The 16,316-nt window shown below is 35.9% G+C and carries 13 protein-coding genes; 5 read left to right on the top strand and 8 right to left on the bottom strand.

Translation table 11 applies throughout. The annotated features are described in order from the left end of the window. Positions 1-79: 79 nt before the first annotated feature. The 3 genes from L2586_RS11435 to L2586_RS11425 all read left to right on the top strand — a co-directional run bounded on the left by L2586_RS11435 (position 80) and on the right by L2586_RS11425 (position 4,340). On the top strand, positions 80-1,663 hold the full coding sequence (locus L2586_RS11435) for an alanine/glycine:cation symporter family protein (protein ID WP_235293031.1): 1,584 nt from the start codon (positions 80-82) through the stop codon (positions 1,661-1,663). 15 nt (positions 1,664-1,678) lie between these two features. Then, positions 1,679-2,158, top strand: a complete 480-nt coding sequence (locus L2586_RS11430) for a YkgJ family cysteine cluster protein (protein WP_235293030.1) — start codon at positions 1,679-1,681, stop codon at positions 2,156-2,158. Positions 2,159-2,300: 142 nt separating this feature from the next. Beyond that, positions 2,301-4,340, top strand: coding sequence for an alpha-L-fucosidase (locus L2586_RS11425; protein ID WP_235293029.1), 2,040 nt, complete (start codon positions 2,301-2,303; stop codon positions 4,338-4,340). A gap of 74 nt (positions 4,341-4,414) precedes the next feature. On the opposite strand, the gene L2586_RS11420 is transcribed toward L2586_RS11425, so the two are convergent. The 6 genes from L2586_RS11420 to L2586_RS11395 form a co-directional block, all read right to left on the bottom strand. After that, positions 4,415-5,803, bottom strand: coding sequence for a hypothetical protein (locus L2586_RS11420; protein WP_235293028.1), 1,389 nt, complete (start codon positions 5,801-5,803; stop codon positions 4,415-4,417). Between the two features lie 135 nt (positions 5,804-5,938). Then, positions 5,939-6,592 (bottom strand): 30S ribosomal protein S16, encoded by a 654-nt coding sequence (rpsP, locus tag L2586_RS24665; RefSeq protein ID WP_284283326.1) that lies wholly within the window; start codon positions 6,590-6,592, stop codon positions 5,939-5,941. Between the two features lie 103 nt (positions 6,593-6,695). After that, complete coding sequence (locus tag L2586_RS11410) at positions 6,696-8,975, bottom strand: TonB-dependent receptor (RefSeq protein WP_235293027.1); 2,280 nt, start codon at positions 8,973-8,975, stop codon at positions 6,696-6,698. Between the two features lie 8 nt (positions 8,976-8,983). Further along, entirely contained in the window at positions 8,984-9,367 is a 384-nt protein-coding gene (locus L2586_RS11405) for a hypothetical protein (RefSeq protein ID WP_235293026.1), read from the bottom strand. Positions 9,368-9,501: 134 nt separating this feature from the next. Further along, positions 9,502-9,858: a 50S ribosomal protein L19 gene (gene rplS, locus L2586_RS11400; protein WP_235293025.1), complete on the bottom strand. Its 357-nt coding sequence runs from the start codon at positions 9,856-9,858 to the stop codon at positions 9,502-9,504. 91 nt (positions 9,859-9,949) lie between these two features. Then, the gene (locus L2586_RS11395) at positions 9,950-12,226 is read right to left on the bottom strand and encodes a PKD domain-containing protein (RefSeq protein WP_235293024.1); all 2,277 of its coding nucleotides are present in this window, start codon (positions 12,224-12,226) and stop codon (positions 9,950-9,952) included. 208 nt (positions 12,227-12,434) lie between these two features. On the opposite strand from L2586_RS11395, the gene L2586_RS11390 reads away from it, so the two are divergent. Next, positions 12,435-12,998, top strand: coding sequence for a Sua5/YciO/YrdC/YwlC family protein (locus L2586_RS11390; RefSeq protein WP_235293023.1), 564 nt, complete (start codon positions 12,435-12,437; stop codon positions 12,996-12,998). A gap of 2 nt (positions 12,999-13,000) precedes the next feature. Here L2586_RS11390 and L2586_RS11385 read toward each other — a convergent pair whose 3' ends face one another. Beyond that, the gene (locus tag L2586_RS11385) at positions 13,001-14,635 is read right to left on the bottom strand and encodes a S41 family peptidase (RefSeq protein WP_235293022.1); all 1,635 of its coding nucleotides are present in this window, start codon (positions 14,633-14,635) and stop codon (positions 13,001-13,003) included. A gap of 168 nt (positions 14,636-14,803) precedes the next feature. On the opposite strand from L2586_RS11385, the gene L2586_RS11380 reads away from it, so the two are divergent. Further along, a complete protein-coding gene (locus L2586_RS11380; protein ID WP_235293021.1) occupies positions 14,804-15,277 on the top strand; it encodes an Lrp/AsnC ligand binding domain-containing protein in 474 nt (157 codons plus the stop codon). Positions 15,278-15,314: 37 nt separating this feature from the next. Here the strand turns inward: L2586_RS11380 and L2586_RS11375 are convergent, their stop codons facing one another. Continuing rightward, a complete protein-coding gene (locus L2586_RS11375) occupies positions 15,315-16,184 on the bottom strand; it encodes a sigma-70 family RNA polymerase sigma factor (protein WP_235293020.1) in 870 nt (289 codons plus the stop codon). Positions 16,185-16,316: the final 132 nt, after the last annotated feature.

Below are 16,316 nucleotides of genomic sequence, written 5' to 3'. Positions count from 1 at the left end.
ACAGACAAAATTAAATTGCTTCCGACAAATCCTTCCGACAAGCATAAAATCATTCAAATTTATCAAAAATATTACTCGAATGATGAAATTACTCAGAACTCTTCTTATTCTTTTATTTCCCACAGTCCTTTCTGCTCAATCTCGTGGAATTGATGAAATGATAAATGATGGCTTTATGCCTGTTGCTATATGGTGGGAAAATTTAGTCTTCACCGAAATTGGTGGAATACCTTTTATACTTTTTTTGCTGCTTGGAGGCGCAACCTTATTTACCTTATACTTTGGTTTTGTGAATATCAGGCATTTTTTCACTGCTATTCAAGTTGTAAGAGGTAAGTATGATGACGTCGAACAGATGGAAGAAGATATCCCTGATACCATAAGAGACGAGTCACATCATGGGGAAGTAAATCACTTTCAAGCATTAGCAACTGCCGTTTCTGGGACTGTAGGACTTGGAAACATCGCAATGGTAGCTGTAGCGATATCAATAGGTGGCCCAGGAGCTACCTTCTGGATGATTATTGCTGGTTTATTAGGGATGTCATCGAAGTTTGTGGAGTGTACATTGGGCGTGAAATATCGGGACATTAATGAAGAGGGAAAAGTTTTTGGTGGCCCAATGTATTATTTATCGAAAGGCCTAAAAGAAGATAACAAAGCGCTCCTTGGAAAAATACTAGCAGGAATTTTCGCTGTAATGTGTGTCGGTGCTTCTTTTGGTGGGGGTAATGCATTTCAGTCTAACCAAGCTGCTGCGCAATTAATCGAACGTTTCGGAATAGAAGGAAGCAGCGCAGGAACTATACTTGGGATTGTTTTCGCCGTGTTAGTAGGCATCGTAATCGTAGGAGGAATTAAAAGAATAGGAAAAGTAACGGAAAAGTTGGTTCCATTCATGGCCCTACTCTATGTGCTCGCTGCATTATTTATCATCATTTCTAAAATAACAGTAGTAGACGATGCATTGTATCTGATTTTTTCCGAGGCCTTTTCACCACGAGCAAGTATAACTGGTGGAATTGCAGCAGTCATGATACAAGGATTTAGGCGAGCCGCATTTTCGAACGAAGCTGGAGCTGGATCTGCAGCCATCGCACATGCTGCAGTTAATACCAAATATCCAGCTTCTGAAGGCTTAGTTGCTTTACTAGAACCATTCATTGATACGGTTCTCATCTGTACCTTAACAGCATTAGTCATTGTTATTTTCAATATGGATGGTGCTTTCATTTATGGTGATGTGATCGAAAATCAAGCTATTTTAGTAGAAACTGGAGAGCGAATCGGTGGTGTTAACATCACATCGATGGCATTCGATTCTGCAATTCCTGGCTTTTCCTATGTATTAGCTATAGCCGTCGTGCTCTTTGCCTTTTCAACCATGTTATCTTGGTCTTATTATGGATTACAATCCTGGAAATACCTTTTTGGAAGAGGGAAAGCGGCTGACATTGTATTTAAAATCATATTTCTTCTTTTCACTGTTTTGGGATCAGCGGTTACTCTTGATGCAGTCATTAAGTTTTCGGACGCCATGATTCTTGCATTAGTATTTCCGAATATGATCGGCTTACTATTTCTATTTCCCAAAGTTAGGAAAGAACTTCAGTATTTTCTCAATCAAATTCGAAATATGAAGTTCAATAAAAGTCGTGAATAGCGCTATCTTTGCCAGATGAAGGAACTTGAACTAGCACAACAGAAACTAAAAGAGAACCGAAGTTTTTTCAAGAACCTTTCTAAGAAAGATCGAAAAGCGTTAGACCAAGTAGCTGAGGAGGCACATGATGAAGCATTTTCTTCCTTTGATTGCTTGACTTGTGCGAATTGCTGCAAGACAACAGGACCGCTTTTCACAAAGGCAGATATCGATCGGCTTGCTAAGGTATTCAGCATGAAATCCTCTCAATTTATTGAAGCGTATTTGAGAATGGACGAAGAAGGAGATTATGTTTTACAAACCACTCCATGTCCATTTCTGCTCGATGATAACAAATGCTTAGTCTATGATCAACGCCCAAAAGCCTGCAGAGAATTTCCACATACCAATCGAAAAAATTTCTATCAAATCAGGAATTTAACATTGAAAAACACCTTAGTGTGCCCGATCGCATTCAAGGTAGTCGAAAATATAAAGGCAAATTATCCATTTTAGAAATTTCTCTGGAACACGTCTTTTTGTTAAAATTATATAACTTGTGCCAATGAAAAAGGCGATTAAAACATTCCTATCACTTGTTTTAATAATGCGCTTTAGAATCATTTTTTTAAATCAGTTAGCACAATATATTATCCAAATGAAAAAATTACTTTTCCTTCTTATCCTCTTTTCCCAATGCAAGCAACCTGGAATTGCACCAGAAGCTATAGGACCACTTCCATCTGATGCACAAGTGAACTACCAAAGAATGGAGTTCAATGGTTTCGTGCATTTCAATATGAATACCTTTTCTAATATGGAATGGGGCTATGGAGATGAAAGTCCATCTCAATTTAATCCAACTGAATTAGACGCTGAACAATGGGTCTCTATCATGAAAGATGCTGGAATGAAGGGTGTAATTATTACTGCTAAGCATCACGATGGATTTTGCCTATGGCCATCTGCCTATACAGAGCATTCGATAAAAAATTCACCTTATAAAGATGGAAAGGGTGACATATTACGAGAATTGTCTGATGCTTGTAAGAAGTACGGTCTCAAGTTTGGGGTTTACTTATCTCCTTGGGATAGAAATCATGCAGATTATGGTACACCGGAATATATTACTTATTTTAGAAATCAACTTAGAGAATTATTAACCAATTATGGTGACATTTTCGAGGTTTGGTTTGATGGTGCTAATGGAGGTGATGGATATTATGGCGGTGCCAATGAAGTTAGAAAGGTTGACAAATTAACCTATTATGACTGGGAAAACACTTACGACATTATACGTGAGCTCCAACCAGAAGCCATCATCTTTAGTGATGCTGGTCCAGGATGCCGATGGATAGGAAACGAACATGGATTTGCATATCCTACCACATGGTCAATGTTAGTCGTTGATTCTGTGTATGGAGGAATGCCTGAATACGGTTCTAAGTATTCTATGGGACAAGAACATGGAACAGCTTGGGTACCAGGTGAAGCTGACGTATCTATCAGACCAGGATGGTATTATCATGAACATGAAGATCATAAGGTTAAATCATTAGCCGATTTGATGGAGATCTATTATAGATCAGTTGGCCAGAACAGCACATTGCTTTTAAATTTCCCTGTTGATAAGAGAGGACTTATTCATGAAAAAGACAAAGAACAAGTTCTAAAAATGGCAGCTAAGATTAAGGAAGATTTCAGTAACAACTTAGTAGCTAATGCGTCTATTAAAGCTGAGTCTGACAGAGGAAGTGACTTTGATGCTGCTAAGGCAATAGACTCCGACATAGAAACATATTGGGCAGCAGAGGATGGAAACTTGAAAGGGAGTTTAACATTGCAATTTGATAAAGAAGAAACCATTAATAGAGTCGTTCTTCAAGAGCAAATCAGACTAGGACAGCGTATTAAAACCTTTAACATTGAAGCTAATATAAATGGCCAATGGGATATTATTGCTAATGGAACAACTGTCGGATATAAACGAATATTCAAGTTTGATCCTATCCAAACGAAATCTTTAAGAATAAATATTACTGATGCTCGAGCCTGCCCGACCATCTCAAATATCGAAGTATATCATGCGCCTTCTCTTCTTTCAGCACCTAAAATCAAAAGAAGCCGTATGGGTTTAATTACGATGGAAATTCCAGAAAATGGACCTCAGATTCGATATACAACAGATGGATCAACACCAACTGCAAATTCTGATATTTTCAAAGGTAATATTAGATTTCCGAGAGGTGGATTACTTAAAGCGATTGCCGTAGATGGTAATCGTCAAAGTGAAGTCGCTATTGCAGACATGGATATGGGACCTGGTAAATGGTATGTGCTTAACGCTGGAAGTTCTTCTCAACAAGCCATTGACGAAAATCCGGATACTTGGTGGGCCGGAAATGAATTGATCATCGATCTCAATGAAAACTTAAGATTACTCGGTTTTACCTACTTACCTACTCAACAGAGATATCCGACTGGATTTATTGAAAAGTATGAATTCTATACCAGCTTAGATGGTAAAATATGGACCTTAGCTAAAAAGGGAGAATTCGGAAATATCGTGAACAGTCCGATTAAGCAAAGCGTAAAATTTGATAAAGTGGAAGCTGCTTATATTAAAATTAAGGCAATCAAAACGGCAGATGGAAACCCAGCATCATTTGCAGAATTAGGGATCATCACCAAAGGCTAATAAAAAGCAATAAAAAAACCCAGCAACTTTACCAGTTGCTGGGTTTTATATTTTCTAAGTTAGAAGAATTAAAATTACTCAACTACTTTTTTCTTTCTCTTCGTTTTAAAGAGTTCTTTAAGCTCTTTTTCTTTCATAAATCCAAGATCTAAGAAAGTTGTTGTCACAAACTTTTTAATGTCTTGGTAATCTCTACCTCTCTTATCCGTATAAAATCTAAGAAGTTTCTTAATGTAGGTAAGACTTAGGTCTTTTACATCTTGGTTGAACTTCTGATTAGAGAAGATATTGATATAATTAACAATTGTTTTATTCAATTCAAAGTACTCACTATATTCAGATGGAATTAAATTATTGAATACTCTTCTGAAATTTGCGAAAATCGCGTTTCTCAAACATCTATTTTGAATAGATAATCCTGCGTGCTGGTAGTAATAATCTCTAGCAGCATCAATTGCAGATTCATCTTCGTACCCATTCGCATTAATGATGTCAAGGGTTTTGATGTATTTACTAAGCTCATCCTTCTTAGTTTTATCTACTAATTCAGAGAACCTCTTTTGATTTTCAGCACTAATTACATGCTTGCTATCCTGCATTTCTTCAAGTAAACTAAAAAATGCTTCATCGAAATCCTGATGAGTCGATCTAACTTTATTCAGCGTCTTTTTATAAACTTCTTGAATATCTTCTGGAAGATCATAATACAAACCAATAAGAAGCATCAGTTCTATAAATTCTTTCTGGCTGTAGAAAGCATCATTTTCTAATAATTGCTTAATGTGAGCATATAGACTTTCATTATTCAATTTATGCTCTGATCTGTAGAACAAGAAACTTTTTAATGATGGAGCTAGAATTTTAAGTCTTCCAACTGTTTTAGGAAACTCAGCAGTGTAGTAGTTCAAACTTTCAAACTGCTTAGCAAATTTTACATTTCCAGTTCTTCTATTTCTTACATCTCTATATTTCTCTAATTTCTGAGACTCCAGAAAGTAGATTACTCTTTTATTTTTTATGGTATTCATGATATTTGTAATCCAAATATCAGAACTTAGTGCAAATCCTAATTGTACAGCCTGTCCTACTCTATTTTTCAAAACATCGAAATTGCTAGAATTGGCAACAGCTAGTAAAATATCTTTAAAATGATTCTGTGGTCTAATGTATTTAAAATCTTCGTTGACTTCACCTCTTAATACTGCATAACCGATCACTCTTGATAAATATAATCCTTCGAACTTCTCATCCAGCAGTTTTTTCTCTAAAGATACGATCTGTAAAGGATCGGTAGCTGCTACTTCTTGATAAACTTCCTGAATATATGGTTCAAATTTCTCTCTTAACTCATTATACTGCTCCTCTTCTTCCTCTTCTATATATGCTGCTAACTCTTCTGAATTCTGAATAGCTTCTGCAATTTCATCAAGTTGCTTAATGTATTTATCTGTTAGTTTCTCCATTAGAAATAATATTTATGTGGGTTGCATTTAATAAATCAAAACCTAGTAAGACAATTAAGCCTTACTAGGTTCGAAAATTTCTTGTACAGTTGTAAATATAATGATTTATGCTTAAAATCATTACATTATCTTAAATTACTCTTCGTCTTTCGCTGCAGCTTCTGCTTCATCTTTAACTTCTTCTCCTGCAGGTGCATCACCAGCTGGAACTTCTGCTAAAGGAGTTTCTTCTGCAACTGGAGCTTCTTCTACTGCAGGTGCTTCTTCAGCCACAGGTGCTTCTTCAGCAGCTGGAGCTTCTTCAGCAACTTCAGGAGCTGCTTCTTCATTAAATGCATCTGCTGCATCAGCTTCCGCTGTTTCAGCTACAGGCATAGCACCTGGAACACCACTAATTGCAGCCCATCTGTCTAATTTATCTTGTGCCGATTTTGCTTTTCTTGCAGCAATTTTTTCATCCTTAGCTGCGATCCAAGCGGTCCACATCTCATCTGCTTTTTCAGCAGTAAATGCGCCTTTATCCACACCTCTTTTAAGGTGTTTCTTATAAAGAACTCCTTTAAATCGTAAAATAGCTCTTGCTGTTTCTGTAGGTTGAGCACCTTTCTCCATCCACTCTAATGCTTTATCCTGATCTAATTCGATCGTTGCTGGACTTGTCATCGGATTGTATGAACCAATGTTCTCAATAAATTTACCATCTCTCGGTGATCTTGAATCAGCCACAACGATGTGATAAAAAGGTCTTTTTCTTCGGCCCCTTCTGGCCAATCTAATTTTTACTGGCATTTCTGCTAAAATTTATTTGGTTAAACCATACCCAGTTAATCCGATTCAAGCGGACGGTGGGATTTTTCGGCTGCAAAGGTAATATTATTTTATTTATAATTTACTAAAAGTTTATTTTCATGCCTAAACTTGCAAGAATAGGTAACTGATTCACCCTATTATAGGTCACTCTGTCAAAATAAAATATATTTTGACGATTGTAAACATTCGTTACACTCGCGTCTATTTTCATATTAAAGTACTCTGTAAAGGTGATTATCTTAGCTAAACTTAGGTCTAATCTATGATAATATGGCAGCCTTCCAGCATTTCTATCGTCCTCATATAAGATCCCTATATTCTCAGGATTTTCTTGAACATAATTCGTCCCCAGTCCATCCGAAAATGGATTAAAATTATAGAATCCCTGTGTTCTGGTAAAAGGGAATCCAGACCCCAAGTTCCATCTTATACTCGCTTCCCAACTCTTATCACCTCCGAATTCATAATTAGTTAATACATTGACATTATGCCTTCTATCAAAAACAGGTGGATAGGTTTGTTCTCCATCATATCTGAAAACATATCCTAGTGCATAATTTGTTTTGAAAGAAAAATTAGCATACTTATAATCTAATGCCACGTCGAAACCATATGCACTACCCTCTTCGGTAGAGAAATTAGGATCAGAAGCTTGAACCTTATTTCTATTGACGATAATAATCTGTGAGAAATCCTTGTAATAACCTTCTATATTTATACTCAATTGACTATTCAGATCTATTTCTATACCTGCTACGGCATGATTCGCTGTCTGTATATTTTTGTCCGCAACGGTATTACTTCCTAATTCAAATATTTGTTCTTCTGGCCCGCTTAGAAAGCCTGTAAATAGATTCACCACATCTCTTTCATTAGATGAAGCCAGCAAATTCTGGGAATACATTCCTGCTGCCAATTTGAACCTTAGATAATCTGTAACATTATACTTCAATGCTAACCTAGGTTCTGGAGAAAACTCACCTAGCGACGCATAATATTGCAACCTAAATGATCCCTCAAGGATCAAGTTACTAAGCACATATCGATATTTAGCAAAGGCTGCTACTTCTGTTGTGTTTTGTTCTTGTCCTAGGATAATTTTAAATGGGTTCTGAAATTTAAACTGGGTGTTAAAGCTATTGAACTCTACTCCGTAATTTAATTCACTTTGATTGCCGAAAAAATTAAAATCGATTAACGCAGTAAATCCTCTAATCCTACTTTGTCTTGGAGATCCATCAGCTTCATTCAAATTAATACCGTAATCGGTATAACCAAGCATACCATTCAGGATAAAATTAGAGTTTCCTGGAATAAGCTTAAAATCAGCACCTCCACCGGCATTGGTCCAGTTTAAATCCGCAACTAAAGGATTATCATATCCATCTGTAAAATTAAATCCAAATAAATTAAGCTTACTCCCATTCTCATTGACAAAGCTTAACTTACCATACAAATCATTAAAATGGAATGGCAGCCCTATACTATCATTATAAGAAGCATGCTTATATAATATATCAGCTGTTTTATCAATGATCGAATTCTTAGTACTAAAAACAAAAGATGTACTTCCTCCGCCATCTTTATATTTCACTATCGGCCCTTCGAAATAGGCTTTATATAGAAATGGATTAGCAGCAACCTGTCCGCCAAATCTCTTCTTGTTCCCATCTCTTGTGGTAATATCTACAATAGCAGAAATCCGGCCACCATATTCTGCACTAAATCCTCCTGTATACACATCGACATTTCTTATTAATTCTGTTTCAAAAACAGAAAAGAAGCCTATTGAATGAAAAGGATTATAAATGGTCAATCCATCAAGTAAAATCTTGTTTTGTATAGGCGAACCACCCCGAATAAATATCTGCCCACCTTGATCTCCTGTGGAAATCACACCAGGTATAATCTGCAGGTATTGTGCGATATCTGCTTCGCCACCGATCGAAGGCAATTTCAGAATTTCTTTAGCGCCAACACTTATTTTCGATATCTGAACCTCTGTTCTAGCAGTTTGCCTTGCTGCTGAAATATTGACAACTCCTAGGTTTACAGAACTTTCATTCAGTGTATAGTTCTTAAAATAAATTTCGCCTGGTTGTAGCGTAAACTCTGACTGTAAGGTATCAAATCCGAGATAAGTTATCGTCAATTTATTAGCGCCTGGATTTACCTTTCCTAGAGTGAAAAAACCATCGATATCAGTTGTCGTTCCTAGCGACTGTCCATCTAATACAATATTAGCCGCAATGATTGGCTCTCCTGACTCACCATCGAGCACGTATCCACGCACCACAGCTGATTCTTGACTGGATAACAAACAGCAATAGAACATTGCTGCAAAAAAGAATAATTTCCTCATGTTGTGTGTTAATTACTTGGAATCGTATCTAGTGTTTTATGGAGTAAAAATTTAAACTTAAAACCTCTAATTTCTGTGTTTAACTCCATAGAATCTGTAACATAAGAATCTATTTCATATGTTACAGGAAGCTCACTTTCGTGTGTAAAGTTATGCCCATCTAAGATATACTTTCCTGATATCGGACTTCCTAGTATGTTGGTTTCCATTAAGCTGTCTGAAAACTTAAAGTAGCCGTCCTCTAATGTAGTGGTTACATCGTTATTTCGATATGCTTCATAAATGGTCCAATTCCCTTCTAAATCTAAGGCTTCGCCAGATTTCTGATCCGAGTTACAACCAAATAATAATACCACCAATAAAAAAACAATCCGATTCGCGTATTTATTCATAATCCAAAGGTAAAAAACCAAAACGAATATTTCATGATAATTGTTTAAACAAGAAATCTTAAAATTATCAATAAAAAAAGAGCTTATACCATTTTCAGATATAAGCTCTCAGCCTATTAAAGCTATTTATTTTCTTAGTTCTTGAGGAACTTTCTTTCTTTAATTCTAGCTTTCTTACCTACAAGATCTCTAAGGTAGTATAACTTAGAACGTCTTACTTTACCTCTCTTGTTGATAACGATTTCAACGATGTTAGGATTTCCCATTGGGAAGATTCTCTCTACTCCTACACCACTAGACATTTTTCTAACAGTAAAAGTTTTATAACCTTCGAATCCACTTATCTTAATCACATCTCCTTTAAAAATCTGGATTCTTTCTTTATCTCCCTCCACAATTTTATAACTTACAGAAATATTATCACCAGATCTAAAAGCTGGTAAATCATTAGCCACTGAAGACTGTTCCTGTACAAATTTTATAGCGTCCATATTATATGCATTTGAAATTGGACTGCAAAGATACACTTATTTTTATATCTAGCTAATACAAATCAAACTTTTTTAAGATATATATATAAATTTATCTAATAAGTGTTGCAAATCCCTTCTTTTCGAAGAGCATCCCACGTGCATCCCTATAACTTAACTGGAATACATATACACCTGATTGGGCCTGTCCTCCAGTATTGTATTTTTGACCATTCCATCCTTCTAACGGATCATCAGTCTCGAATACCATCTCGCCCCATCTATTGAATATTCTCAATTCAAATTCCGACATTCCAGAAATTATACCTTTTCCCATGAATAAATCATTAGTTCCATCTGCATTAGGCGTAAATGCGTTAGGCATCTGGTAACTTACAAACGGTGTAACGTCGATTATTTTAGTGATGGTATCTGGACAGCCACTTGGATGAAAAGCAACTAGTTGAATGGCATGCAACCCAGTATCTCTAAATGTGAAATTGGGATTTCTTTCAAAAGATGCACCTTGTTCACCAAACTCCCATTGCCATTTCACAGCATTCGTAGATAAATCCGAAAACTGGACCGTTGTATTCAGTGAATTAGGTTCTTCAGGAGAAAAATCAAAATCCGCTTCAGGCTTCAGATCCACTTCTATTAGGTTGTTAAAAGCTTTGCTTATTTCACAACCTATAGGCGAAATAATTTCTACGGAGACATCATATTGGCCTACTTCAGTGAAAACATGATATGGACTAATCTCATTCGATGTCATTCCATCACCAAAGTCCCAAAATATATCATAAGTACTATCTACTGGTGTCGATAAATTATTGAAAAATATTTCAGCAGGCGAGCATCCGAAAAAGGTACTCGGTTCTATGATAATGATCGGAGGAGCAGGCAAATACTCGAAAGTTTGCTCTAAAGTATCTTGACACTCATTCGCATCTGTAACGATAAGTCTTACATCCTTCGATCCTGGCTCCTGATAGGCGTGTGCTGGGTTTTTAACAAAGGATGAATCTCCATCATCAAAATCCCATTCCCAAGCTAGAATATTTCCAGCTCCAGAAACAGACAAATCTCTAAAATTTACCGGACCACCTACACATGTATCAAATGAATAGCTATAATCTGCTTCAATATCTGGATATACAAATACTTCAAAATATGCGGTATCCTTACACAAATCATCTGTTTCATCAGGATTTACAATCATTGATCCGCTAAAATTTCCTAAACCAGGAAAAGTAACGGAAATATCTTTTTCTGTACTCGTTACGATATTGCCATTAATATTAAAATTCCATAAATACCCGTCTATGAAGGCAGGATCTTGTGATTCGTTAATAAAATCAATTGTAAAATCACCACATGAATTCACTTGATATTCATTAGGTCCGATCTGAACATCATGTTTTACACTCGCTGAAACAAAGTTTTCACATTCTGTAACATTGAATTGAAAATCTCGGCTTACTTTACTGAGAAGAACACCATCTCTATATTCTTTCACACATACACCAACTACAAATTGCCCTATCAAATTAGGCGTACCTGTAATAACACCTGTCTGACTATCTATCGATAATTGCGGATCTGCAGCGACTGGATTACTAAAAGAATAGTTAGGCAACTTAAATACTACATCAGGATATGGCGGTGGGCATTTACTTGGATCTGGAATAATACCGTTGCATGCCGTCTGATCTCCTGGGTTTTCTGCTGAACCGAAAGGTCCACCACCTTGCTTAGGGCTGCAAAACTCATAAACTAACAAATCTCCTTCTGCATCAGATGCCGCTTGAGAAGCAAATAAAGGTTGATCTACACAAATTAATATCGGAGGAAAAACATCAAATTTCGGAGATGTATTACATACTTGCTGAGCCGCTGCCGTAATTTCAATTCCGAAAGAAGCTCCCGTATCTTCTGCATTTACGATATTGTTAATGGTAACATTTCTGCAGCATCTCTGGTAAGATAAAAAGTAGCTGAATTCGCTGATCGGTAGATTCACTTCGAATTCATAACGCCCCTCTTGGACACAGATCCCTGTCGGTATTTCTTGACATGGACTTTTTTCTATTTCTAGATTAACTACTTCCCGTAAAGGGACATTAAATTTGGTAAGAAAGAAAACACCACCATTAGCAGCTCCTCTAAAAACTCCTATCTCAGGAGAATCATCAAATGCAGCACCACCGTTAGGACCACAATCTCGATACATTTTAAATACTATATTATAAGTAGCAATCATCGTAGTAGAGTCTACCCCCAAACACTCATACGTGACATCACCTCCAATAATGTGCTTCGCATAAAGTGAATTAATACTTATTCCAAGAATAAAAAATAAAACTACAAAGCTAAATCGCTTCCCCATATAATATTGTTTCTCATTTATAATACCCAAAAATAACATATTTCGCTGCTTATAAAACAAAGTCTATAATTTATGAACGATTAATGACGTTCAAATAATCTATTTAATGAACAACTTTTACACTACTGACACCGACTGACCAATTTTTAACTCATAGATAGCGTTTAAAAATTGGATTATAAACGAAAAATTTATTTTGATTACGCTTATGCAGATTGAAGACAATTTAACCCTAATTACGTCTATATTAGAAAATGGTGATTCAATACTTTTCCAAGCCGATGGTATTTGGGGTGTTTCATGCAATGCACTCAATAGTGATGCAAGTCTTAGGATTCTCGAGCAGGCAAAATTTTCTGGTTCACACCTTGTAGAAATTTTAGTTTCTGATCTAGATATGCTTAAAAAATATACCGCAAGTCTACATCCTCGGATCGAGACTTTACTCGTATATCACGAACGTCCTATTCGACTAAAATGTAAAGCGGCAAAATCTCTATCATCTCTTCCAGATCATTACGATATTTTCTTTAGAGTTGTAAAAGATAAAGCGTGCAGAATATTAATTAAGGAAGTAAATAATCCGCTATTATTTGTCTCATTCCTAGAAAATGATCGACTGACTCACGCTCCTCTTCACAAAATTAGAACAAATAATTTTAAAAATGTAGAGTTCATAGCCAGCGAAAGACTACTAGAAGATGAATACGAATACACACCTATCATTAAGATCTCGTTTGATAACGAAGGTCTAATAGATGTTTTGAAATAAATTTATTGTAATTCCGCGAAAATATTTTGCTTAGACAATGCTAAAACACTTTGCATTACGAAATCATCATTAGCTAGTTCTGCCTCTAAAGCAACAATATTTCCAAAGTAAAGCTTTGCAACTTCAACTTTCAGAATACTTTCTAAATAAGGAGATACTTCAGAATAGTCTCTACCATCTCTTTCTAAGAATTCTTCGAAACCTGCTACCAATTCAGGTGAAGGAAGCCACTCATTTATAAAACTTAAAGTGTCTGATGGAATTGTAAGATCATTGTTCAGAAATTTCTTAAAAACATATTCTGCTCTTTTAGATATGGCTGTTATATATTCTATAGAAAGATGCAAACTATCCGTAGGAATATAGATATCAGGACTAATTCCACCACCACCGTATACCACTCTCTTTTTAATCTTCGTTTTATATTCGGTCGAATCCATTATTGGTGAATCTTGTTCTCCTAGCAATTCACCTGACTCAATTCGCTGGGCGATATCATCTTTATATTCTTTTTTATTTTCGTATGATCGCTGGATTAGCCTTCCACTTGGTGTGAAATATTCAGCAACTGTCAATCTTAATGCTCCGCCATTACTGAGATCATACTGTTCCTGAACCAATCCTTTTCCAAAAGTTCTTCTCCCTACGATAAGCCCTCTATCCCAATCCTGAATAGCGCCAGCCATTATTTCACTGCCAGAAGCAGAGCCTTCATCGACTAGAACTGCAATTTTATCAATGTTGAAAAAGTTTTTTCCTGTAGACTTATATTCTGAGACACGTTCATTCCGACCTTGGGTATAGACTAACAGTTTGCCTTTTTCTTTAAAGATCTGGTTCAACATTTTCGTTGCTTCTGGCAGAAAGCCACCAGGATTCCCTCTTAAGTCCAAAATTAAGCTCTTAAAACCACCGTTTCTTTCTAAGTCAGATAGACAATCCATAAATTCTTTATAAGAATCAGAACTAAACCGTTGGATTTTCACGACAGCGAATTCACTATTTAATTTAAATCCTTCTACAGACTTCACATCTACTTTTCCGATATTCAAGCTGATATCACTCTGCTCTCCATCAGAAAAATGAACAACACTTAATTTCATCTGATCACCTGTATCGCCTTTAAGTTTTTCTCTTATTTCGTTAAATGTTAAGGTTTCTCCGGCAATGATAGAATCATTAATCGAAATGATCTGATCACCAGGTTTCAGACCCGCTTTATAAGCTGGCCCGTCTAATATGACATGATTGATATAAAGCGTATCATTAATTAAAATGGATTCTATCCCGATTCCTTCGAAAGAACCTCCCATCTGATCATTCAGTTGTTTCATATCCTCAGGCTTGAGGTAGATAGAGTGTGGATCTAAATGATCTAACACATTCCGAAAGGCATCTTCGATTAATTCATCGCTATCAAGATCGCTTACATATCTCGATTCGATAAAACGAACTAATTCTTCTACCCTACCTGTGTTACCGTTGGTTTCATGATCTGTTTTGACAATTAAGCCAGATAAGGCATCATTACCAGCCATCTTATATCCACCAATTAAACCTATAAGGGCTACAACAGAAAATAAAAGGGGTATCCAAATTTTATACGATTCCTTCTGCTCGTCAGGACTTTTACTCACATTATTAATTTTAATAAATATAGCTATTTCTGCAAATTGAGCACAAAAATACAATAGTTTAAATATTTTTTAAGACTTTCTTTGAAAAAAGCTTTCGCATTGTATAATTTGCAAAAACAAATAGATATTTTTTTAATAATTTCAAGTTTTAATGTAAAAAGCCACCTTATGAATAAAAAACAACTCGACATAGACGAATTAGATTTGAAGATTCTCTCCGTTTTAATGGAAGATGCGAAAACTCCTTATACAGAAATAGGGAAAAAGTTATTTGTTTCTGGGGGAACCATCCACGTTAGAATGAAGAAGCTGCAAGATATAGGAATCGTTAAAGGAGCTTACTTGAATATAGACCACGTTTTGTTGGGATATGACTTAAGTGCTTTTTTAGGAATTTACTTAAAGGAGAGTTCTATGTACTTAGATGTTATTGCTGCTTTGAAAGAAATTCCTGAAATAGTATCTGCACACTACACCACAGGAGTATACAGTATTTTTGCTAGAGTAATCTGTAGAGATACGGATCACTTAAGAGAAGTTCTTTCAGGCAAGGTTCAGAAAATAAAAGGAATACAACGGACGGAAACATTCATTTCTCTAGAAGAGAGTATTCAGAGACCAGTTTCTCTTTCGAGCATATAAAAAAAGAGGACTAAAAGTCCTCTTTTTTTATTTTTGATTAAGCACCTAAATAATGCTTTAACAATTTACTTCTGGATGCGCTTCGCAATTTATTAATTGCTTTATCCTTAATCTGTCTAACTCTTTCTCTAGTCAGACCGAATTTTTCTCCGATATCTTCTAGTGACATAGGATGTTCTACTCCTATCCCAAAATACAATTTAATGACATCGCACTGCCTGTCAGTTAATGTACTTAAAGATCTTTCTATCTCTCTTCTCAGCGACTCCCCGTATTCTAACTTAGAATCCGTTAACGGTGTTTTAGAGTTTTCTAAAACATCTAATAGTGAATTATCTTCACCTTCCACAAATGGAGCATCCATAGAGACATGCCTTGCAGCAACTCCAAGTGTTGTTTCCACTTCTTCAGTAGGAATGTCTAAGAGTTCAGCTAACTCTTCAGACGATGGCTCCCTTTCAAATTCTTGCTCCAACTCAGAGAACGCTCTATTAATCTTATTTAAGGACCCTACTTTATTTAGTGGTAACCTTACAATTCGAGACTGCTCTGCTAATGCTTGGAGGATAGATTGTCGGATCCACCATACAGCATACGAAATAAATTTAAATCCTCTAGTTTCATCAAAACGTTGTGCTGCTTTGATTAGACCTAAATTTCCTTCATTGATCAAATCACTCAATGATAAGCCTTGATTTTGGTATTGCTTTGCCACTGACACGACGAATCGTAGATTGGCCTTTGTTAACTTTTCAAGTGCTTCCTGATTTCCTTCTTTGATCTGCTTTGCTAATTCTACCTCTTCTTCCGGAGTAAGTAAATCTACTTTTCCGATTTCCTGAAGGTATTTTTCCAGAGATTGACTCTCTCTGTTTGTAATAGACTTCGTGATTTTAAGTTGCCTCATTAATCTACTTTTGGTATTATTAGCTAATTAGAAAATATTGTACCAACTTCTTATTGGCACATTAAAAAAATATACAAGGGCGCAAAATTATGTAATATTTACTGATTAGCAAATATTGTAACCCATTGTTTT

It is taken from the genome of Portibacter lacus (genome assembly GCF_021533215.1).
In the GTDB taxonomy this organism is placed as follows: Bacteria; Bacteroidota; Bacteroidia; order Chitinophagales; family Saprospiraceae; genus Portibacter; species Portibacter lacus.
Note: the sequence above shows the minus strand (reverse complement) of the source record. Positions and strands in the feature narration are given on the sequence as shown.

Bases quoted from the DNA above. Each gene is read 5' to 3' on its own strand.
- L2586_RS11395 (WP_235293024.1), bottom strand. From the start codon at position 12,226: ATGGGGAAGCGATTTAGCTTTGTAGTTTTATTTTTTATTCTTGGAATA.
- L2586_RS11420 (WP_235293028.1), bottom strand. From the start codon at position 5,803: ATGGAGAAACTAACAGATAAATACATTAAGCAACTTGATGAAATTGCA.
- L2586_RS11375 (WP_235293020.1), bottom strand. From the start codon at position 16,184: ATGAGGCAACTTAAAATCACGAAGTCTATTACAAACAGAGAGAGTCAA.
- L2586_RS11405 (WP_235293026.1), bottom strand. From the start codon at position 9,367: ATGAATAAATACGCGAATCGGATTGTTTTTTTATTGGTGGTATTATTA.
- L2586_RS11380 (WP_235293021.1), top strand. From the start codon at position 14,804: ATGAATAAAAAACAACTCGACATAGACGAATTAGATTTGAAGATTCTC.
- L2586_RS11435 (WP_235293031.1), top strand. From the start codon at position 80: ATGATGAAATTACTCAGAACTCTTCTTATTCTTTTATTTCCCACAGTC.
- L2586_RS11390 (WP_235293023.1), top strand. From the start codon at position 12,435: ATGCAGATTGAAGACAATTTAACCCTAATTACGTCTATATTAGAAAAT.
- L2586_RS11430 (WP_235293030.1), top strand. From the start codon at position 1,679: ATGAAGGAACTTGAACTAGCACAACAGAAACTAAAAGAGAACCGAAGT.
- rplS (WP_235293025.1), bottom strand. From the start codon at position 9,858: ATGGACGCTATAAAATTTGTACAGGAACAGTCTTCAGTGGCTAATGAT.
- L2586_RS11425 (WP_235293029.1), top strand. From the start codon at position 2,301: ATGAAAAAATTACTTTTCCTTCTTATCCTCTTTTCCCAATGCAAGCAA.
- L2586_RS11410 (WP_235293027.1), bottom strand. From the start codon at position 8,975: ATGAGGAAATTATTCTTTTTTGCAGCAATGTTCTATTGCTGTTTGTTA.
- rpsP (WP_284283326.1), bottom strand. From the start codon at position 6,592: ATGCCAGTAAAAATTAGATTGGCCAGAAGGGGCCGAAGAAAAAGACCT.